This window comes from Vibrio sp. 11-4(1), assembly GCF_013048625.1.
In the GTDB taxonomy this organism is placed as follows: domain Bacteria; phylum Pseudomonadota; class Gammaproteobacteria; order Enterobacterales; family Vibrionaceae; genus Vibrio; species Vibrio diabolicus.
Map to the genome: position 1 here is coordinate 210,747 of NZ_VHSY01000008.1, position 19,561 is coordinate 230,307.

At 45.0% G+C, this 19,561-nt stretch carries 17 protein-coding genes; 5 read left to right on the forward strand and 12 right to left on the reverse strand.

Annotation, left to right across the window (positions count from 1 at the left end):
• Nucleotides 1-7: 7 nt before the first annotated feature.
• From cpaB to FKN16_RS17765, 4 genes are all read right to left on the reverse strand, one after another.
• Nucleotides 8-763 carry a Flp pilus assembly protein CpaB gene (cpaB, locus tag FKN16_RS17750; protein WP_170903270.1) on the reverse strand — a complete coding sequence of 252 codons (756 nt, stop codon included), beginning with the start codon at nucleotides 761-763 and terminating at the stop codon, nucleotides 8-10.
• A 13-nt stretch (nucleotides 764-776) separates the two neighbouring features.
• A complete protein-coding gene (locus FKN16_RS17755; protein ID WP_170903324.1) occupies nucleotides 777-2,090 on the reverse strand; it encodes an AAA family ATPase in 1,314 nt (437 codons plus the stop codon).
• 71 nt (nucleotides 2,091-2,161) lie between these two features.
• Nucleotides 2,162-2,650, reverse strand: coding sequence for an A24 family peptidase (locus FKN16_RS17760; protein ID WP_047008933.1), 489 nt, complete (start codon nucleotides 2,648-2,650; stop codon nucleotides 2,162-2,164).
• On the reverse strand, nucleotides 2,650-2,823 hold the full coding sequence (locus FKN16_RS17765) for a hypothetical protein (protein ID WP_005494099.1): 174 nt from the start codon (nucleotides 2,821-2,823) through the stop codon (nucleotides 2,650-2,652). Before FKN16_RS17765 ends, FKN16_RS17760 begins: the two co-directional genes overlap by 1 nt.
• A gap of 336 nt (nucleotides 2,824-3,159) precedes the next feature.
• On the opposite strand from FKN16_RS17765, the gene FKN16_RS17770 reads away from it, so the two are divergent.
• Together FKN16_RS17770 and FKN16_RS17775 are read left to right on the forward strand one after the other, a co-directional pair.
• The gene (locus FKN16_RS17770; protein WP_170903272.1) at nucleotides 3,160-3,885 is read left to right on the forward strand and encodes a helix-turn-helix domain-containing protein; all 726 of its coding nucleotides are present in this window, start codon (nucleotides 3,160-3,162) and stop codon (nucleotides 3,883-3,885) included.
• Between the two features lie 148 nt (nucleotides 3,886-4,033).
• On the forward strand, nucleotides 4,034-5,725 hold the full coding sequence (locus tag FKN16_RS17775; RefSeq protein ID WP_170903325.1) for an AMP-binding protein: 1,692 nt from the start codon (nucleotides 4,034-4,036) through the stop codon (nucleotides 5,723-5,725).
• 68 nt (nucleotides 5,726-5,793) lie between these two features.
• On the opposite strand, the gene FKN16_RS17780 is transcribed toward FKN16_RS17775, so the two are convergent.
• On the reverse strand, nucleotides 5,794-6,003 hold the full coding sequence (locus tag FKN16_RS17780) for a DUF1127 domain-containing protein (protein ID WP_041852893.1): 210 nt from the start codon (nucleotides 6,001-6,003) through the stop codon (nucleotides 5,794-5,796).
• Nucleotides 6,004-6,101: 98 nt separating this feature from the next.
• Here FKN16_RS17780 and FKN16_RS17785 point away from each other — a divergent pair, with 98 nt between their 5' ends.
• Entirely contained in the window at nucleotides 6,102-7,052 is a 951-nt protein-coding gene (locus FKN16_RS17785; RefSeq protein ID WP_065645470.1) for a LysR substrate-binding domain-containing protein, read from the forward strand.
• A 118-nt stretch (nucleotides 7,053-7,170) separates the two neighbouring features.
• Here the strand turns inward: FKN16_RS17785 and fusA are convergent, their stop codons facing one another.
• Nucleotides 7,171-9,261 (reverse strand): elongation factor G, encoded by a 2,091-nt coding sequence (gene fusA, locus FKN16_RS17790; protein ID WP_012841459.1) that lies wholly within the window; start codon nucleotides 9,259-9,261, stop codon nucleotides 7,171-7,173.
• 215 nt (nucleotides 9,262-9,476) lie between these two features.
• Nucleotides 9,477-10,856: a DNA repair protein RadA gene (gene radA, locus FKN16_RS17795; protein ID WP_124008472.1), complete on the reverse strand. Its 1,380-nt coding sequence runs from the start codon at nucleotides 10,854-10,856 to the stop codon at nucleotides 9,477-9,479.
• A gap of 136 nt (nucleotides 10,857-10,992) precedes the next feature.
• Here radA and FKN16_RS17800 point away from each other — a divergent pair, with 136 nt between their 5' ends.
• Complete coding sequence (locus tag FKN16_RS17800; RefSeq protein WP_170903274.1) at nucleotides 10,993-13,341, forward strand: PilZ domain-containing protein; 2,349 nt, start codon at nucleotides 10,993-10,995, stop codon at nucleotides 13,339-13,341.
• Between the two features lie 64 nt (nucleotides 13,342-13,405).
• Here the strand turns inward: FKN16_RS17800 and serB are convergent, their stop codons facing one another.
• Nucleotides 13,406-14,386: a phosphoserine phosphatase gene (gene serB / locus FKN16_RS17805; protein ID WP_170903275.1), complete on the reverse strand. Its 981-nt coding sequence runs from the start codon at nucleotides 14,384-14,386 to the stop codon at nucleotides 13,406-13,408.
• 91 nt (nucleotides 14,387-14,477) lie between these two features.
• Here serB and FKN16_RS17810 point away from each other — a divergent pair, with 91 nt between their 5' ends.
• Complete coding sequence (locus FKN16_RS17810; protein WP_041852892.1) at nucleotides 14,478-15,083, forward strand: YtjB family periplasmic protein; 606 nt, start codon at nucleotides 14,478-14,480, stop codon at nucleotides 15,081-15,083.
• Between the two features lie 97 nt (nucleotides 15,084-15,180).
• Here the strand turns inward: FKN16_RS17810 and deoD are convergent, their stop codons facing one another.
• The 4 genes from deoD to deoC form a co-directional block, all read right to left on the reverse strand.
• On the reverse strand, nucleotides 15,181-15,900 hold the full coding sequence (gene deoD, locus FKN16_RS17815; RefSeq protein ID WP_006742381.1) for a purine-nucleoside phosphorylase: 720 nt from the start codon (nucleotides 15,898-15,900) through the stop codon (nucleotides 15,181-15,183).
• 138 nt (nucleotides 15,901-16,038) lie between these two features.
• Complete coding sequence (locus tag FKN16_RS17820; protein ID WP_047008941.1) at nucleotides 16,039-17,259, reverse strand: phosphopentomutase; 1,221 nt, start codon at nucleotides 17,257-17,259, stop codon at nucleotides 16,039-16,041.
• Nucleotides 17,260-17,327: 68 nt separating this feature from the next.
• Entirely contained in the window at nucleotides 17,328-18,656 is a 1,329-nt protein-coding gene (deoA, locus tag FKN16_RS17825; protein ID WP_048625940.1) for a thymidine phosphorylase, read from the reverse strand.
• 97 nt (nucleotides 18,657-18,753) lie between these two features.
• Nucleotides 18,754-19,530: a deoxyribose-phosphate aldolase gene (gene deoC / locus FKN16_RS17830; protein WP_170903277.1), complete on the reverse strand. Its 777-nt coding sequence runs from the start codon at nucleotides 19,528-19,530 to the stop codon at nucleotides 18,754-18,756.
• Nucleotides 19,531-19,561: the final 31 nt, after the last annotated feature.

Sequence of the window (19,561 nt, forward strand, 5' to 3'; positions counted from 1 at the left end):
AATTCACCTAATTGCTGACTCGGACACTGGATGCCTGAGATCCCTTAATAATGGTCACACTAGGTCGTGGCGTGTATTTTCTTGCTACCACAGGTTTATCCACTTCATGAGGGTTGCGTAGAGCAAGTTGAATGTCGCCTTTGCTGTTCGCCGATAGGAGCTTTTCTGCCTCTTTCGGTGTTACTTCTAAAGTCACCGCACGCACAATAACGGGTTTGTTATCATTGGTTTTGGCTGTTTGGTCGACCGCAAGGACGTTGATGTTTTTAAGCACCGTTTTTGTTGTGGCGTTTTTACCTTGTCCATAACTCACGGTACTTAATACATCGACCTTATTGCCTGGTAACAAGAAGCCAGCCACACCGATAACGTCATTAACACGAATGGTGATAGCTCGTTTGTTTTCAGGAATTAAAGCAGCAAGTGTCGCGCCCTCACCGGGCAAGGCAAGACGATTCGAATTAACCAGCTCACCCGCATAAATGGTATTAGCAACAATTCTTCCCAATGCCTGTTCTTTTACTTTTAGCGTTTCCTCGTCTATCCAATCCACTTCCATAAGCTTAGTAGACAAATGTTTCTCAGCTAGAATGGTCCCTGGTTCTAGCTCCATAGTGGCAACTAAAACTGGGTGTCTTTCTACCTCTTCTAACTCGACAGTTGGTTGGTTTCTGCCATCCATCCATTGTTTAGCTATCAAAACGGCGGCAAGGCCGAAAACAATGGAGAGCAACAGCAACATGATGACTTGAGTCCGACTCATAATTTAGATCTCCCTATTCATCCACTGTGAAATACAGTCCCCAGGCACGAGTTAAAATGTCTGATGAGACGACTTTTCGTTTTCCTTCAAAAACGAGAACATCTCGGCTAATGCCCAAAAGATCTTTAGGTAGACATGGATAATTAGGCATTTTATTTTCACGGTGCAATTGATTTAATGTGTCAAAGAATTCAGGCGCTAATGCCAGTTGCAAGTCCTTCGATAGAGATAACCAAAGCGCTTTATAGTCATCATCATCAAGTGGCTTGAATTCAATTTTGTAACCCAAACGACGTAGAAATGCGGGGTCTGCAATTTTGCTTGGTGCAAAGTTGGAGGAGAATGCCAGAGTGAGCATAAACGGCACCGTGACTTGTTGACCATTTGGCAAAGCTAGATGGTCAAATAAGTATTCCATTGGAACGATCCATCTATTTAGCAGGGCATCAACAGGCATTGACTGACGACCAAGGTCATCAATCACCAAGATTCCGTTGTTAGCCATCATTTGCAGTGGCGCAATCCATACACGATTATGCTCGCTGTGGTTTACTTCAAGCATCTCCAATGTCAGCTCACCGCCCACTTGAATGTTTGGTCTTTCACAAAGAACCCAGCGTTTGTCGTAATGCGTTTCCAACTTAACGAAAACCTGAGAATGGGAGTTGTCTAAACGACGATGATGATGCTCTGAGAACACTTTGATGATGTTGCCATCGGCATATACGGCATAAGGAATGAATACCGAAGTGTTCATTGCATTGAGCACTCTTGATGCGACGTAACTTTTACCGGTACCCGCATGTCCATACAGCAACAAAGCCCGCCCCGAGTTGATGGCCGGTCCTAAAACAGGTACCAAGTGATCCGAGCCAAAAACATCAGACAATGCGCGCTCTACATCGATACGCGTAACTGGGTTTTTGCGTAGATCTTGTCCTTCTACAATGGTCCAATACTCCTCCAGAGAAACAGGAACAGGACCGATATACGGATCTTTTCTATAAGCAATGTCTGCTTCCGCAAGTCCTAATTCCGTTAGACTATAACGAACGTTCGAGTACGAATGGCTTAGCTTCTCAGATGTAGGCTGATATACCTCAACCCAGCTTCGTTTTCTCAACTGCGCTAAAGCAAGTTCAACAATATTTGAAACCACGCATAACCGTTGTGTTAATTCAATCAAATCACATTTCGGATAGGCAGACAGATGTTTCAACACGAGGTTTTCGACGACTGAAGCCGGTATGCCAAGCCCCTCTACAGACGAAGGCACTTTTGGTGGATTTATTTGTGGCACGAGTTTTTCCCAATACACAGAGCCCATCACACTTCCCCTCCTTGAAGTTGCCTAGCCAACTGATGCTGCATGTGCTGCATGCCATTTATTATTTTTATTTAGTGGGTGTAGGAGAAATAAGCTAATCCAATTACGATTATCGGCGCGAAAGGAATGACTAACGGCTTATTAGACCTAAAGCCTGGTGTTACTTTTTCTAAGCAATACCCTTTTAACTGATGTGATAGAGCAACACTGGTCGATGACACGTGTAACATTAGATAAAAAATGCCCACGATGCCTCCAGCAAGTATTATCCCGGTAGACGCTTCCCCAAGATTACTCAGACCGAGCCATGTTCCTATGACGGCGAGTAACTTAACGTCTCCTCCAGCCATTACTTTGAACAGATACAGCGCGAAACACACTGCAAACGCAACCAGCCCACCATATAAATGATCCAAACCACTTGTTGCTGGGTTGTAAATTACGTTTGCAGTAACAGCAACCAAAAGCATAAGCACCGCTTTATTTGGTATTCTGTGTTTCTGAGCGTCTGAGACTCCAATCGCAATAAGCAATGACCAAATAATCAGCTCACTAATCATTACGAGTTGTTGATTTGAGACGCCACTGATGTGAACTTACCAGACAAAGTCGTCCAGAAGCCTGAAGTCAAGAACGCTGTAACAATTAACGCCGCACCTAGGATGTACTCCAAAAGTGTTAGCCCCTCTTCATCTTCCATGAAGTCCTTGATTAGATTGCGAAAGTTATCCATAAGATAGTCCCCTTTATTTAACCATATCTCGCTTGTCCATGACGCAGGTATCATATACACCCGAATCATGCTTAAACATTAGTCACCGAGAATTAGGGGGGTTAGGACTTTTTTGCCAAAGGTTGGTACTTTCTTGCCCACCTGTGCTTCAGAGCCAAAATGTATCAATAGTGAGACACTTCACTAAGATCTATGTGACATATTTCACACTTGCAGTATGACTATATAAGCCTAAGCTTAATAAACGAAAGGGTGAGGTCTGAAGCTCAAGGAATGAGGCTCGACTGACCTCAATACATACTAACGTTGGTGTAGTACGTACTGAGCGGGATTCATATGGATAGACTGACCAAAGCTTATTGGATTGGAGAGACTCTTTGCTCGCTGCCGGAATCACTTCGCTGTGAGTTTGATAAGAGCTTTGAGGTTATGGACTGTAGCAACGATATCTCTGTGCTTAGCGATAAAGAACACAGCTATTTCTTCTACTACATAACTTGCGATCATCGAGAGCACCTGAAAGGCGTCATCACGCTCTGTGAAAATCTCGACAAAAAACTGATCGTTATACATCCAACCGATATCGAGCCTCACTTACCGCCAAAGCATATTTGTGCGGAATATTATACGTTGAATGAAATCACCCTCCCGATTTGGCTATCACAGATAAAATTGAAATACTTTTTGCATAGCAAGGTCGACGAAGAACAAATTTCGGTCGATAAACTCTTTTCTCGAAGCGGAAAGTCGAATTTTTCTGACGTGGTTCATTACATCGCCAATAACGTCCATAAAGACCTAAGGGAAGAGGAAGCAGCTGCGCTTTGTCACTACTCACCGAACTACTTTTCCAAAGTATTCCATCGCAAAGTTGGTATGTGCTTTCGTGATTATGTCACTGCGAAACGCATTTCATTAGCAAAGAAAATGCTCGTTGAAAATGAATCCATGAAAATTGCCTATATTGCTTATCAATGTGGATACCGAGATGTCTCTTACTTTTCTCGAATTTTTAAGAAAAAAACAGGCCTGTCCCCAGCGAATTATCGGCAACAGTTTTAGGCGCTATTAGTACCGACTTTAGGGGTAACTAACGCTATCCTCCCCACATATTTCATCAAAATGCATTCCCGTGTCGTTATTTAACATGCTAAAGTTAACAATGCGTTAACAATTATAAATACAACGAGAAGACATGGAGTCACTAAAAATGAATCAGCCGAATCTAAACAGCGCTGCTGGTTGCGCTCTCCCACCACCAAATGAAATGATTCTCAAATGGGCTCAAGAGCGTCCAAATGAGGTCTATCTAAAACAAATTATTAACCGACAATTTGTTGAATACACGTTCGCTGATGTTGCCGATCAAGCCTTAAAACTCGTCAGTGCACTACGCAACCTCGGAGTACAGCCTGGTGACAAAGTGGCGTTAGTGTCTAAAAACTGTGCAGAGTGGTTTATTTGCGATCTTGCGATGATGCTTGGCGATTATGTCAGTGTGCCAATATTTCCTACCGCCGGCGCGGACACCATCGAATACTGTGTGACTCATAGTGAAAGTAAAGCACTCATTGGCGGAAAACTCGATGATCCTAATGCAACCCAGCAAGTCATTGATGCAATGCCGGAGCTCATTAGTATCTCGCTCCCCTACGATACTGCACCAAAATGTCAGTATGAATACCAAGCACTCATTGCCGATGCAATGCCAAGTGAAGAGCGTCCACAGCACTACGACGACAAGCTAATGTCTTTGGTGTATACCTCAGGTACGTCAGGATTACCGAAAGGTGCGATGCTGACCTACGGAGCGTTTAACTGGTCAGTACAACAACTGATAAACCATATCGGTATTCAAGAAAATGATCGTCTATTTTCTTACTTACCTTTGGCTCATATTACAGAGCGCGTCTACATTTTTGGCTCATCCATCATGGGTGGTGTACCAACCGCATTTCCAGAATCATTGGATACCTTTATCGAAGATGTAAAAATGCACCGCCCGACTCTGTTTATCTCAGTCCCGCGATTATGGACGCTATTCCAACAACGCATTCAAGACAAACTTCCACAGAAGAAGCTCAACATTCTATTGAAAATCCCATTCGTCAATTCTCTGATCAAGAAAAAGCTCGCAGAAGGATTGGGGTTGGATCAGGCTCGAGTATTAGGCTGTGGCTCTGCCCCAGTATCACCAGCACTGCTGGAATGGTACCACTCTGTAGGACTCAATATTACTGAAGCTTGGGGCATGACAGAATCATTTGCCTATAGCACGCTCAACTACCCATTTAGAGCTGACAAAATTGGTAGTGTCGGTAATGCTGGACCAGGTATTGAGTTAAAAATCGCTGACGATGATGAAATCATGGTGCGTGGCAAAGGGCTATTTTCTGGCTACTACAAAAATGACATTGCCACCCAAGAGTCTTTTGATTCAGAGGGCTGGCTACACACAGGCGATATCGGCTCTATCGACTCAGATGGTTACCTAACTATTCAAGGCCGTAAAAAAGATAACTTTAAAACCGCCAAAGGTAAGTTTGTCTCTCCAGTTCCTATCGAGAAAAAACTTTTCGAATACAGTCGCGTAGAGATGATGTGCCTCATCGGTTTAGGGCTACCAGCCCCGATTCTTTTGGTTGTGCCACATGATTTTCCTAACTTTGATCGGGAGCGGTACGCACGAACCACCCGCAAAGTCATTGCAAAAATGAATCAAGAACTCGCCTCTCATGAGCAAATCAAAGGCGTATTAATGATTAAAGAGCCTTGGAGCATTGAAAATGGCGTATTGACGCCAACACTCAAAATTAAACGTCATGTGCTTGAGCAAAAGTATCATGAAATTGGTCACAACTGGCCGAAAGGTGAATTGGTTGTGTGGGAAGAAGACTTATAGCCTTGTCTGCACTCCTCAATATCATTGGGGAGTGCAGTTTAATTCTGAGCTTGAAGCAAACTCATAAACTACTCTCTCCAAAAAGGCTTCCTCACTTCACTATTAATCTCCTTTTCATCTAATCCTATATCGTCCCAAAGATGTTCTGGTAACTCTCTCAAGTGACGACGTGTCTTGTAGTTTCTTCTCCAACTAGCAAGTTTAGAATAAATTAACTGTAATCCGGTCTGATGGTCAGCTGGTAAAGTGCGCTCACAAGTGTGTGTCATGTTTTCCATGTAACCAACTCCTATAACAATGTTGACCACTTAATAATCAGCGACTACGCTGATATCCTCAAACGATAGAATCTGCCATTGAGTTAAGGAAAACTAATGTGAAAGATCGAATGCCTCCTTTACAGGGCTTGTATTACTTCTTCGTTGCAGCAAAGGAAGGAAGCTTTAAAACAGCGGCAAAAGAATTGTTTGTTACGCCAGCTGCCATTAGTCAGCAAATTCGTCATCTTGAAGAGTTTTTAGGAACGGACTTATTTGTTCGCCAGCACAGAAAAATCGTGCTCACACCTGAGGGAGAGCTGCTGTTTACTCAGGCTGAAAGAGGGTTTGCTCATTTGCAGCAAGGGGTGAGATTGGTTAATCAAGATCCTAATCCTAACCACCTTTCGATATCAACACTCCCCTCTTTCGCTCACCATTGGTTAGTCCCGAAAATTACGGCTTTTCGTCAGCGTCACCCTGATATCGCCTTACTATTAGAACCAACCAATGATTTGGTGTCTTTTCAAGATAGTCAGATCGATTTGTGTGTCCGTTACGGTTTAGGAAAATACCCTAATTTAGAATCACAATGGCTAATGGATGAAGCTTTTTACCCTGCCTGTCACCCTGTATATCAGAAAGAGCACGGCATCTATCGCATTGAAGATTTAAGCAAAGCAGAGCTCATCGAAGACGTTTGGCCAGATCTGGACTGGAACATGTGGTTAGCGAGACTTGGTCATTCAGCGGCAAAGCCTGCTTTAAAATACAGTGGCTCACACTTAGTGTTAGAAGCCGCGTTATCACTACAAGGCGTAGCGCTCGTCAAACACAGTTTAGCTCATCAATATTTTCGTTCAGGCAAACTGGTCCGAATTGGTGATATAGCCATTAAACCCAAATTTGCGTATTACCTGTGCGCTCCAAAAGGCTACTTAAAGCGACCTAAAGCCCAATTGTTTGCACAATGGTTGAGAGAAGAAATAGAAACATTTGAAAAGTCAGTGATACCAGATTTTAAAACCATCGACCTCAATGTTAGTAATACTGGCTCAGCTTCAGAATAATCGGTAAACAACACCAAAGGCGTATATCAGCGAAACAAAAACGCGCTGTGTGTAAGCGGTTAGATACAAAAAGCCCCGCACTAGGCGGGGCTTTCAAGTTATAGAGTTAACTTAAGAATTACTTCTTAGCGTTACGCTCTTTAACGTCAGCAATTACTTGCTCAGCAACGTTTGCTGGACATGGTGCGTAGTGTGAGAACTCCATAGAGAACTGACCACGACCAGAAGTCATTGTACGTAGAGTACCGATGTAACCAAACATTTCTGATAGAGGTACATCACCCTTGATACGTACGCCAGTAGACGCAGCTTGTTGGTCTTTGATCATACCACGACGACGGTTAAGGTCACCGATTACGTCACCAACGTGATCTTCTGGAGTGAACACGTCAACTTTCATGATTGGTTCAAGAAGTTGCGCGCCAGCTTTAGGCATAGACTGACGGAATGCGCCTTTAGCAGCGATTTCGTAAGCGATTGCTGAAGAGTCAACTGCGTGGAAACCACCGTCGAATAGTTCAACTTCAACGTCTAGAGTTGGGAAGCCAGCTAGAACACCGTGCTCCATCATTGACGCAAAGCCTTTCTCAACTGCAGGCCAGAATTCTTTAGGTACGTTACCACCAACAACTGTTGACTTGAACGTGAAGCCAGAGTTTGGCTCACCTGGTTTGATGCGGTAATCGATCTTACCGAACTGACCAGAACCACCAGACTGTTTCTTGTGCGTGTAGCTGTCTTCGATTGCTTGAGTGATAGTTTCACGGTAAGCAACCTGTGGAGCACCAACTTCTAGCTCAACGCCGTAAGTACGCTTAAGGATATCTACCTTGATGTCTAGGTGAAGTTCACCCATACCTTTCAGGATAGTTTCGCCTGAATCTTCATCAGTCTCAACTTGGAATGATGGATCTTCTGCAACCATTTTACCGATCGCGATACCCATCTTCTCAGAGCCGCCTTTATCTTTAGGCTTAACTGCGATAGAGATTACTGGATCTGGGAAGATCATTGGCTCAAGAGTACATTCGTGCTTAGGATCACATAGAGTGTGACCAGTTTGAACGTTCTTCATACCAACTACAGCGATGATGTCACCAGCTTGTGCTGAATCGATCTCGTTACGCTCGTCTGCGTGCATCTCAACCATACGGCCGATACGCTCTGTTTTACCAGTTGCAGAGTTAAGTACTGTGTCACCTTTCTTCATCTTACCAGAGTAGATGCGGATAAAGGTTAGAGCACCAAAACGGTCGTCCATGATCTTAAATGCAAGCGCACGTAGTGGCTCGTCTGCAGATACAGTCGCAACTTCACCAGTTGGCTCACCAGTCTCTGAATCAGTTAGAGGCTGTGGATCAACTTCTGTTGGAGATGGTAGGTAATCAATTACCGCGTCAAGAATAAGTTGGATACCTTTGTTCTTGTACGCTGAACCACAGTAAGTTGGGAAGAATGCTAGATCACGAGTACCTTTACGGATACAACGTTTGATGTCTTCTAGAGATGGCTCTTCGCCTTCTTCTAGGTAAGCCATCATTAGATCTTCGTCTTGCTCTAGAGCAGTTTCGATTAGCATTTCACGGTATTCAGCAGCTTTTTCTACCATGTCTGCTGGAATATCTTGAACTTCGTAGTTCTCTGGCTGGCCAGACTCATCCCATACGTAAGCTTGTTGGCTTAGTACGTCTACAACACCTACGAAATCTTCTTCGATACCGATAGGTAGAGTCATAACTAGAGGTGTAGCACCTAGTACGTTTTGTACTTGATCTACAACTTTGTAGAAATCTGCGCCCATACGGTCTAGTTTGTTAACGAAGATCAGACGTGATACGTGTGATTCGTCAGCGTAACGCCAGTTAGTTTCTGACTGAGGCTCAACACCACCAGAACCACAGAATACACCGATACCACCGTCAAGTACTTTTAGAGAACGGTAAACTTCGATAGTGAAGTCAACGTGTCCAGGAGTATCGATGATGTTTAGACGGTGATCGTTCCAGAAACAAGTTGTTGCTGCAGACTGGATTGTGATACCACGTTCAGCTTCCTGCTCCATGAAGTCAGTTGTAGTTGAACCGTCGTGTGTATCACCGATCTTATGGATCTTACCAGTTAGCTTTAGGATACGCTCTGTAGAGGTAGTTTTACCCGCGTCTACGTGAGCAAAAATACCAATGTTTCTGTATTTTGATAAATCAGTCATTGTCTTACTCTGTTAATAAGGTATAAAGTGCGCGCAGAGTATATCACATTCTGTCAATACTGATACCCTTGCGTGCGGATGGAAGAAAAAAAATTTTAACGTGAAATTTCCGTCCCCAAAGCATAGTCAAACACAGCAATTTATGTACTTTATTCGCATTTTATTGAGGACGGATAGAACAGTTTGTGATTACACAAATACCATTCTTATGAGCATTACAGCTCGTCAAAAGCCTCTATAGCTTCCGACAATTTCTTAACGCCGTGAATTTGCATGCCAGGAATGCCGCCTTTCGGCATGTTGGCTGCAGGCACAATGGCTTTCTTGAAACCATGTTTGAACGCTTCATTCAAACGTTCTTGCCCACTTGGCACAGGACGAATTTCGCCTGCAAGCCCGACCTCACCAAAAATAACCACATCTTTGGGTAGTGGACGGTCACGAAAACTCGATAAAAGCGCCATAACTAACGCAAGATCGGCACTCGTCTCCGTCACCTTAACACCGCCAACCACATTAACAAAGACATCTTGGTCTGCCATTTGTAAGCCACCATGCTTATGCAACACAGCGAGCAAAAGTGATAAGCGGTTCTGCTCCAAACCGACCGCAACACGGCGAGGGTTTGCCAATTGCGAGTAATCCACCAACGCTTGAATCTCTACTAATAGAGGACGCGTACCTTCCCAAACCACCATAACAGAAGAACCTGATGTTTCTTCTTCACCACGAGAAAGGAAAATCGCGGATGGGTTACTCACTTCTTTCAACCCTTGGCCTGTCATTGCAAAAACACCGAGCTCATTCACAGCGCCAAAGCGGTTTTTATGACTACGTAATGTGCGAAAGCGGCTATCAGTACCACCATCAAGCAGCACTGAACAGTCTATAATGTGCTCAAGAACTTTAGGGCCCGCAAGGGTACCATCTTTTGTTACGTGACCAACAATAAATACCGCGACGTTGTTCTGTTTTGCGTATCGTGTCAGAGCTGTCGCAGATTCACGTACTTGAGCAACACTGCCCGGTGACGATTGAACATCTGAAACGTGCATTACCTGAATCGAGTCAATCACCATAATGCGAGGTTGCTCTTTTTCGGCGATTTGGCAAATTTTGTCGACGTTCGTTTCCGATAGCATTTTTAAATGATCTTTCGGCAACCCTAGTCGAGAAGCACGCATCGCCACCTGCTGCAACGATTCTTCACCTGTTACATAGAGCGTTGGCATTTGCGCAGACAAACTACACATGGTTTGCAGCAGCAAGGTGGATTTACCAGCGCCAGGGTTACCACCAATCAAAATAGCGGCGCCGGGTACAACGCCCCCACCTAATACGCGGTCAAGTTCTTTAAACCCACTGGTGAAGCGTGGCACTTCCTGCAGATCAATGTCGGATAACGTTTGAACTGTAGCTTCTGTTGCGGAGCCCGCGTAGCCGGATAAACGTTCATTACGAGCAACCGTTGGCGATGCAGCGATACGGACTTCTGTTATCGTATTCCACGAACCACATGCGTTACACTGCCCCTGCCAACGGGGAAAATCCGCGCCACAATCATTACAAACATACGCTCGTTTTGCTTTCGCCATGATGCCTCGATTTTTTCTACAAATGTGACTAAGCACAGCCAAGTCAGACCTTAACTGAAATGAACTATTGATATACTTAAGTTTTACTTCGCTTAGCCGATACAATTTAAAGTAACGACATACTCTAACAGAAATAATGCAGCAATCTGAAATTCTCTCGATCGCAGAACGACTCATTCCCGTTTACGGTTCGGATGACTTTGACTTTGTCCTTGGCCAATTGACCGAGGAAGAGCCGCCTTCGGCCAAAATCTTAGTGAAAATGGAACTTAACCGCTTGATGGCTCCGTGCAAAAAAAGCATCGATTTGCGCGGTCGCGTCCAAGGTGAATGTCGCGAGTATATTTTGGATGGTATTCCACATTGGTTAGATGACGTTGCTTTCAACGCTTACCATAAAAACATCAAAAAGTTTGGCGGCTACACTGAGGGAATGTGGGAAGCTTTGGTCAACACACGGAATAACTTTCGCGTAATGAGCAAACGTCTTACTCAACAAAAAACGCAATCGTTAACGGATCCTAAAAGCCCTTTCTTAGCGGAGCCCGTTCACCTCGGCTATGACTTAAAGCGCCAAGAAAAGCGCTTGAAAGTCCAATCTCAAGTCGAGATTTGCCGCTCTAAAGGGCAACTTCTGCATGGGTTAAGCATTGACTTATCCTGCTCTGGCGCAAAGTTCAAAGTCCCAAGTGCGTTTAAATATAACCTTGGGGAGATTATTCAGGTCACGTTTACTGAATTTGCCAGCAAATCTCAGGTTGCCGGTATAGAGAAACCGCTGGCGTACCGCATACTTGCGGTTGATGACTGTTACGAGAATGACTCAGTTCGATACCTCAGAACCATACGTTTAACTGAAACCAATGTCGTTACTCGAGTGATCGATGAAGCGCTCAACAGCGCAGCTAAAAGAGCTCGTCACGATAATCAAGATAAGATCATTCGAGCTCGAACTCGTGGTTATGAGCACATCGCGCTTAAGCACACCAGCAGCTTACCTCTATTCTTTGATGGCAGTGAGCTGAAACTCGCTATGTTGACGCCAAACAATCAAAAGCTTTGGCAGTACTGGCATGATGAAAGGAACCAGCAAATGTTTGGATCCTTATTTAATGAGAAGCGAGTCGCGTCACTCATTAAACCTGGCGTTAAAGGCACCACAAACGTCCTTTATTCATTTACTCACGAGCACGAAAACCGAACCTATTTCTATTCGATGCTTCGTCCTGAGGCCACTCGTGAACAACGCCAGCTATTTTGGCATTTAGGTGCTAAACGTGAAAGTTGGCGCGCGTTTAGAATTTCGATATTTGAACTGTCAGAGCAAGAACAGGAAGACTTAGCCGCTTTCTCTCCGGAGTTGGCTGAAACGTCCCAATCATTGACTCATATTGGCATCTTGCAAGAAATTGCAGACGAAAAATCAGGGCAGGATTATCTGCTCACTGAAAAGCCGCGCTTACCCGCGAATACGTTAAATGCATTTCGCCATCCGAGAAGAATTATAGGCAACCCGAAAGGCATTTATTTTGATGCCAAGTCTCGTCGTAAAGAGCCACGTTACCGATTTAAGACCCCAATAGAACTGCGTTCTGGACCCGTCACAGCGAGCGGCAGCACCGTCGATATTTCAAAGCGAGGGCTCGGCATTAAACTGGACGAACCTACCATGTTGCGCTCTGGGCAAGAGGTTCAGGTCAACTTCCGAGAGTTACAACTCTACGACAAAAAGCTGCCTTTAACGTCGGTGCCATACCGGGTAATTCGTGTTAGCCCAGATGGCTGTAGCGTACAGCTAGTTATTGATGAAAGCAGCCACACCATTAAAGTGATCGCCTTTTTCAACAGCATTATCGAGTACAATCAAGATAAGTTGATCCCGCAAAAAGAGATGCTACCGAGTAATGCGTTACTTGAAAGACTGCATAGCATGTTGCTCTCTCGAACTCTGAGCACACCCATTTTTATCAGTAAAACTACGTCGTCTTCAATCAAAACCCCCGTTATTGGGGTGAATTTGCCGCTACCTAAGCACATTGAGCTTTTTGCACGCCTTGGGCACGATCAATTGTTGTCACTTGAACCTATCTTTAAAGGTCGAACAAGCACATTAATCGCAGAGCCGATAAAGCGTGTAGAGGGAGCTCAAGCAAGGCATCAGGATATCTACATTAGCGCAGCCAAAGTCGGCAATAAAATTACAGGCATTGAGTCTAAGCTTCATCAAGAGTTCAACAGCGTAAAAGAACGGATTCAATTTATAAAGAAAGCGCGAATGATGGGTGACTTCTACGTGATTCGCTTATCTACAGCCCCAATTTTCGATCCGATGACATCGTTGCTGCAACAAGATTTAAGTGACTTAACCCAATTTGGTGTACATCAAGCGAGCAAATTAGAAAAGGAGCTGACCGCTTTGGTCGGTTACAGTGAGTTTGAAGACATTACGGAAGAAGTTGTAATTAGATTGGAGTTAACCGAGTAAGTTTAGAGCCATACTAAGTCAACGAAAAACACCGCCAGAAAGGCGGTGTTTTTGAATGGATAAATTAAGGTTTTGCTTTCCAGCTGACCTTTTGCTGCTTCACCAGTGCACCAGATAAAATACAGAGCACACCGCCTAAGCCTGCAAAGCGAATCGCAGATTGCGCTTGAGCTTCCACTTTAGGTTTTGCGTGGTACGCGATACCTAAGCCCGCCACCGACATCATCACAAGATCGTTAGCGCCATCACCGACAGCAACCGTGTTGTGCTGCTCAATTTCGTATTCATCCGCCAACTCCACCAGGATATCTGACTTCATCTGCGCGGTAACCACATCGCCAAGTACGTTCCCCGTAAGCTTACCATCAATGATTTCTAACTGATTAGAGCGAGCAAAATCTAAATCGACTTTATCTTTGATGTAGTCCGAGAAGTAAGTAAAACCACCGGAAGCAATCGCTGTTTTCCAGCCTAGTGCTTTTAACGTTGCGATTAACGCTTCAAAGTCCGGCATAAATGGCAATTGGGAACGAACTTGTTCAAGAATTGATTCATCAGCACCTTTGAGCTTGCCTACGCGTTGACGCAAACTTTGCTCAAAATCCAGTTCTCCTTGCATCGCACGTTCAGTAACTTCTGCCACCTCATCCCCGACTCCGGCCAATTTTGCGATTTCATCAATACACTCTATCTGGATTGCCGTTGAGTCCATGTCAAATACAATCAACCCTTGGGTTGAGAGATCTGGAACTTCATTAAGCGAGGCGTAATCCAAGTTGAGGCTTTGTAAGATCGTTTCGTGTTGAGGGGTCAACTCTCCTGCCATCAAGGCGACTTCATATTGGCCAACTTTCCACGTTTCTAACACGGGGTTGTAGACACCTGTGAAGAAATCAATGTCTTCAAAATGACGTAGCGAAAGGTATTCTGCAAACACTATCCAGTTTGCTTTTGCTTTATCTAGTTGGGAGGCAAATCGAGTCTCGGGTAATCGTTTTAAAAGTGTCGTATGTTTTCTGATAGGCAAGCTTTTTGACGCGTCCATGTATATAATCCCTTATGACTTTGCTAAAACGTTACCTCAACAAACTAAAAAGGCAAGTCTTTGTTTTATTTTAAATGGATGAGTAAAGAGCATGAGTGAATCCTTGTTCTCAGTAAGGAATGCCCTAAGAATTCTGGCACTAATCCTACTGTGTGTGATGTTGTTTATCACGATCAAAAACAGTGTTGTGATCAGTAAGGGCAACGAGAAAATTCAAGCACAGCAGCTTGAGACACTCACCAAAGTTTTGATTTCACAGGCGTCTCTTTCTGCCAGTGAAATGATTTTGACCAAAGATCAAGAACGCTTACTTAAGCTGACAAACCAGCTAGCACAAGACCGTTTGGTGTTTGATGCAACAATATATGATGCACAAGGCGTACGTTTAGCGTCTAGTGAAGATGCGCTATCGGTACGCGAAGTTTTAGGCTTAGACACGCCCTTGGCAACAGCTTCCATTGGCCGCCAGCAGTTGGTTGAACCAGTATTTGCCGATGAAGCACTCATCGGTTTTGTTCGCGTTACCTTTGAGACAGGTCGTGTAACCGCGATTTCTGACCACCACTATCGTAAGAGTGATCGCTACATGTACATGATGGTGCTAATGAGTTTTGTGTGCGGCATGTTATTCATTATGATTTTACGTAGACAGCCTATCCGCCGTAAAAAAGCGCAAAACCTACTGCTAACCAAATAGTCAGTCGGTAATCAACATCTAATACAAAAACAGCCCGCATTGTGCGGGCTGTTCTTTTAGTTCTTAATGTCAAGAAACTAAGATGACTCTTTGTCGCTTATTCTTCGTCGCCTAGCAATACTGAATCTAGTGCGATTAGCATCATGTCGTTGAATGTTGTTTGACGCTCATCAGAAGTTGTTTGCTCACCCGTTTTGATGTGATCTGAAACCGTACAGATTGTCAGAGCTTTTGCACCGTATTCTGCCGCTACGCCGTAAATACCCGCCGCTTCCATTTCAACACCAACAATGCCGTACTTGTCCATTACGTCGAACATTTCTGGATCTGGCGTGTAGAAAAGCTCCGCTGAAAATAGGTTACCGACTTTCACATCAATACCACGTGCTTTTGCTGCGTCTTCTGCCGCGCGAACCATTTTGTAGTCTGCGATTGCAGCAAAGTCATGACCTTTAAAACGGATACGGTTCACTTTAGAATCCGTACACGCGCCCATGCCGATCACAACATCACGCACTTTGATGTCTTCGTTTACTGCGCCACAGCTACCAACACGGATGATTTTCTTCACGCCGAAGTCTTTAATTAGCTCCGTTGCGTAAATCGAGCATGATGGGATACCCATACCGTGGCCCATTACCGAGATCTTACGGCCTTTGTATGTGCCTGTGTAACCGAACATATTACGCACATCACACACTTGCACAACGTCTTCAAGGAAGGTTTCTGCGATGTATTTTGCACGTAGCGGGTCACCCGGCATCAGTACGACGTCTGCGAATGCACCCATTTCAGCATTGATATGTGGAGTTGCCATTTTCTTTTCCTTAACCTTTCTCTAGCGCTCCGCGCTTAAGGCGATATAAGCCAGAGTATTCTCATTTCCGACAAGCAGTACTTGCATACTGCAAACATAAAACTAGGAGCATTCAGCTCCTAGTTTTCAATATCCTAATTATAGGAAATTCTTACCGTAATCCATTGGAGAAGTACCGAAGTAGCTCGCCAATGTTTGGCCGATGTCTGCGAATGTTTCGCGGCGGCCAAGAGAGCCTGCTGGCACTTTTTGACCGTAAACCAATACTGGGATGTGCTCACGAGTATGGTCAGTACCTGGCCATGTTGGGTCACAGCCGTGGTCTGCTGTTAGGATAAGCACGTCATCTTCACCCATCAGTTCTAGCACTTCATTGATGCGACCATCAAAGTACTCAAGCGCTGCAGCGTAACCCGCCACATCACGACGGTGACCGTAAGCTGAATCGAAGTCGACGAAGTTAGTGAATACGATGGTGTTATCACCCGCTTCTTTGATCGCTTCTTTCGTTGCTTCAAATAGTGCTGGAATGCCTGTTGCTTTGGTTTTCTTAGTGATCCCACAACCAGCATAAATATCTGAAATCTTACCGATGGAATGCACCTGACCGCCCTTCTCATCAACTAACTTTTGTAAGATAGTCGCTGATGGTGGCTCTACAGATAGGTCACGACGGTTACCCGTACGCTCAAATTGACCTTTACCCGGACCAATAAATGGGCGCGCGATTACACGGCCGATGTTGTAATCTTCTAGTTCTTCACGCGCAATTTGGCAAAGCTCTAGTAGACGGTCTAGACCGAATGTCTCTTCGTGACAGGCGATTTGGAATACAGAGTCCGCAGAGGTGTAGAAGATTGGCTGCCCAGTCTTCATATGCTCTTCACCCAAGTCGTCAAGAACTTGAGTACCAGATGCGTGGCAGTTACCTAGGAAACCGTCAAGACCCGCGCGCTCAAGGATGCGATCCGTCAGCTCTTTAGGGAAGCTGTTTGCTTTGTCTGTGAAGTAACCCCAGTCAAACAGAACAGGAACACCTGCGATTTCCCAGTGACCAGACGGCGTATCTTTACCAGAAGAAAGCTCTGCTGCGTGACCGTACGCACCAATGATTTCTGCATCTGCGTCTAGGCCAGGTGCAAAGCGTCCTGTTGACTCTTTATGTGCCATTGCCAAACCAAGTTTGGATAGGTTTGGCAGGCGAAGTGCGCCTTGACGTTGGTCGTTATCTGCTAAGCCTTTTTCACATTGTTCTGCGATGTGGCCTAGTGTGTCTGAACCTACATCACCAAATTTCTCAGCGTCAGCGGTTGCACCAATACCGAATGAGTCTAGTACTAAAATAAATGCTCTTTTCATTGCTCGTTCCTTAGGCCCACTCGGCTTTTTATTATGGTTGAGTAGGCCTTGTGTAATTACTTGTTCTATTAAATATCTTCTGCACGAATTTGGCGGTAAACCTCTGGAGTTGGTGTGTACTCACCACCTACTTTGATTGCACTGCGCAGTGCTTTTGCCGCTTCTTCCCACTGCTCTTCGCTGCGAGCGTGGATAACGGCAAGAGGTTTATCGCTATCTGCAACTTCACCCAAGCGGATGAACTCGTCGAAACCTACGGCATAGTCGATTTCATCAGTAGCAACACGGCGACCACCACCCATAGCAACGACAGCCATGCCAATAGCACGCGTGTCCATTGCTGAAACAATGCCCGTTTCCGTCGCGTAAACTGGCTTGATAATTTCCGCTTTTTCTAGGTAGTTATCGTAGTTTTCTACGAAGTCTGCTGGGCCGCCAAGACCAGCAACCATCTTGCCGAAGCATGCTGCTGCTTTGCCGTTGTCTAGTGCTTCCATCAATTTCGCACGTGCGTCTTCTGTGTTCTCAGCCAGTTTGCCAAGTACCAGCATTTCTGCACAAGAAGCCATGGTAACTTCAAGTAGGCGTGGGTTACGGTATTCACCAGTTAGGAAACGAACCGCTTCACGAACTTCCACCGCATTACCTGCCGAAGAGGCCAATACTTGGTTCATGTCTGTCAGGATTGCAGTGGTCTTAGTACCCGCACCGTTTGCTACTGCAACGATTGATTTTGCTAGCTCTTCAGACGCTTCGTAAGTTGGCATGAATGCACCAGAACCCACTTTTACGTCCATCACTAGCGATTCCAGACCCGCCGCTAGTTTCTTAGAAAGGATCGACGCCGTGATCAGGGAGATATTGTCTACCGTTGCGGTAATATCACGAGTCGCGTAAACACGCTTATCCGCAGGAGCAAGGTCACCAGTTTGACCGATGATCGCCACACCAGCGTCTTTAGTTACTTGCCCAAACACATCGTTGCTTGGTGTGATGTTGTAGCCTGGAATAGACTCAAGCTTATCTAGCGTACCGCCTGTGTGGCCAAGACCACGGCCAGAGATCATTGGTACGAAACCGCCGCATGCTGCCACCATAGGGCCAAGCATCAAAGACGTTACGTCACCCACACCGCCGGTAGAGTGTTTGTCGACAATTGGGCCACCAAAGTTCATGTGGCTCCAGTCGATAACCATGCCCGAATCACGCATTGCACACGTTAGGGCGATGCGCTCATCCATCGTCATTTCATTGAAGAAAATCGTCATAGCAAACGCCGCGATCTGACCTTCAGATACGGTATTATTTGCTACGCCTTGAATAAAGAAGTTGATTTCGTCTGCGGTAAGTACTTCACCGTCACGTTTTTTACGAATGATTTCTTGTGGTAAATACATTAGTGCCTCCCATGCTCTCAGCGAGCCATGGTTAAGTAGGATAGAAGAGGTTTGGTAGCACCCGTTTAGGTGCTACCGTTCAGACATATTATTGGGATTAGTACGCTGCTGGATCAGCGGTTTCGTCTGTCACTTCTAATGTATTTAGTAGGTTAGTTAGCAGGCTAGACGCACCGAAACGGTAGTGACGGGCATCAACCCAGTTGTCACCTAGGATTTCGTCAGCCATTGCTAGGTATGCAGCTGCGTCTTCAGCAGTGCGCACACCACCTGCTGGTTTGAAACCAACAGTTTCTGCAACACCCATGTCGCGAATCACTTCAAGCATCATGCGTGCATATTCTGGTGTTGCGTTTACTGGCACTTTACCAGTTGAAGTTTTAATGAAGTCAGCACCTGCTTCAATACAGATTTGAGATGCTTTCTTGATTAGTGCTTCTTCTTTTAGTTCACCTGTTTCGATGATCACTTTAAGAAGAATGTCACCACAAGCTTCTTTACATTGCTTAACTAGCTCGAAGCCTACTTTCTCATCACCTGCCATTAGCGCGCGGTAAGGGAAAACTACGTCAACTTCGTCTGCACCGTAAGCAACCGCCGCTTTTGTTTCAGCAACTGCGATTTCAATGTCGTCGTTACCTTGTGGGAAGTTCGTTACTGTTGCAATGCGAACCTCTGGCGTACCTTGCTCACGAAGTGTCTTCTTAGCAATAGGAATAAAGCGAGGGTAAATACAAATTGCAGCTGTGTTGCCTACTGCTGTTTTCGCGTCATGACACAATGAGATCACTTTTGCATCAGTGTCATCGTCATTCAACGTAGTTAGGTCCATAAGTTTAAGTGCACGTAGCGCTGCTGCTTTTAAATCGCTCATTTCTATCTCCGATCAATATTCAAAAAATTCA

Coding starts and splice junctions, on each gene's coding strand:
- FKN16_RS17810 (WP_041852892.1), top strand. CDS start 14,478: ATGAGTGAATCCTTGTTCTCAGTAAGGAATGCCCTAAGAATTCTGGCA.
- FKN16_RS17780 (WP_041852893.1), bottom strand. CDS start 6,003: ATGGAAAACATGACACACACTTGTGAGCGCACTTTACCAGCTGACCAT.
- FKN16_RS17770 (WP_170903272.1), top strand. CDS start 3,160: ATGGATAGACTGACCAAAGCTTATTGGATTGGAGAGACTCTTTGCTCG.
- FKN16_RS17800 (WP_170903274.1), top strand. CDS start 10,993: ATGCAGCAATCTGAAATTCTCTCGATCGCAGAACGACTCATTCCCGTT.
- deoD (WP_006742381.1), bottom strand. CDS start 15,900: ATGGCAACTCCACATATCAATGCTGAAATGGGTGCATTCGCAGACGTC.
- FKN16_RS17755 (WP_170903324.1), bottom strand. CDS start 2,090: ATGGGCTCTGTGTATTGGGAAAAACTCGTGCCACAAATAAATCCACCA.
- fusA (WP_012841459.1), bottom strand. CDS start 9,261: ATGACTGATTTATCAAAATACAGAAACATTGGTATTTTTGCTCACGTA.
- deoA (WP_048625940.1), bottom strand. CDS start 18,656: ATGTATTTACCACAAGAAATCATTCGTAAAAAACGTGACGGTGAAGTA.
- FKN16_RS17765 (WP_005494099.1), bottom strand. CDS start 2,823: ATGGATAACTTTCGCAATCTAATCAAGGACTTCATGGAAGATGAAGAG.
- radA (WP_124008472.1), bottom strand. CDS start 10,856: ATGGCGAAAGCAAAACGAGCGTATGTTTGTAATGATTGTGGCGCGGAT.
- FKN16_RS17820 (WP_047008941.1), bottom strand. CDS start 17,259: ATGAAAAGAGCATTTATTTTAGTACTAGACTCATTCGGTATTGGTGCA.
- FKN16_RS17760 (WP_047008933.1), bottom strand. CDS start 2,650: ATGATTAGTGAGCTGATTATTTGGTCATTGCTTATTGCGATTGGAGTC.
- serB (WP_170903275.1), bottom strand. CDS start 14,386: ATGGACGCGTCAAAAAGCTTGCCTATCAGAAAACATACGACACTTTTA.
- deoC (WP_170903277.1), bottom strand. CDS start 19,530: ATGAGCGATTTAAAAGCAGCAGCGCTACGTGCACTTAAACTTATGGAC.
- FKN16_RS17775 (WP_170903325.1), top strand. CDS start 4,034: ATGAATCAGCCGAATCTAAACAGCGCTGCTGGTTGCGCTCTCCCACCA.
- cpaB (WP_170903270.1), bottom strand. CDS start 763: ATGAGTCGGACTCAAGTCATCATGTTGCTGTTGCTCTCCATTGTTTTC.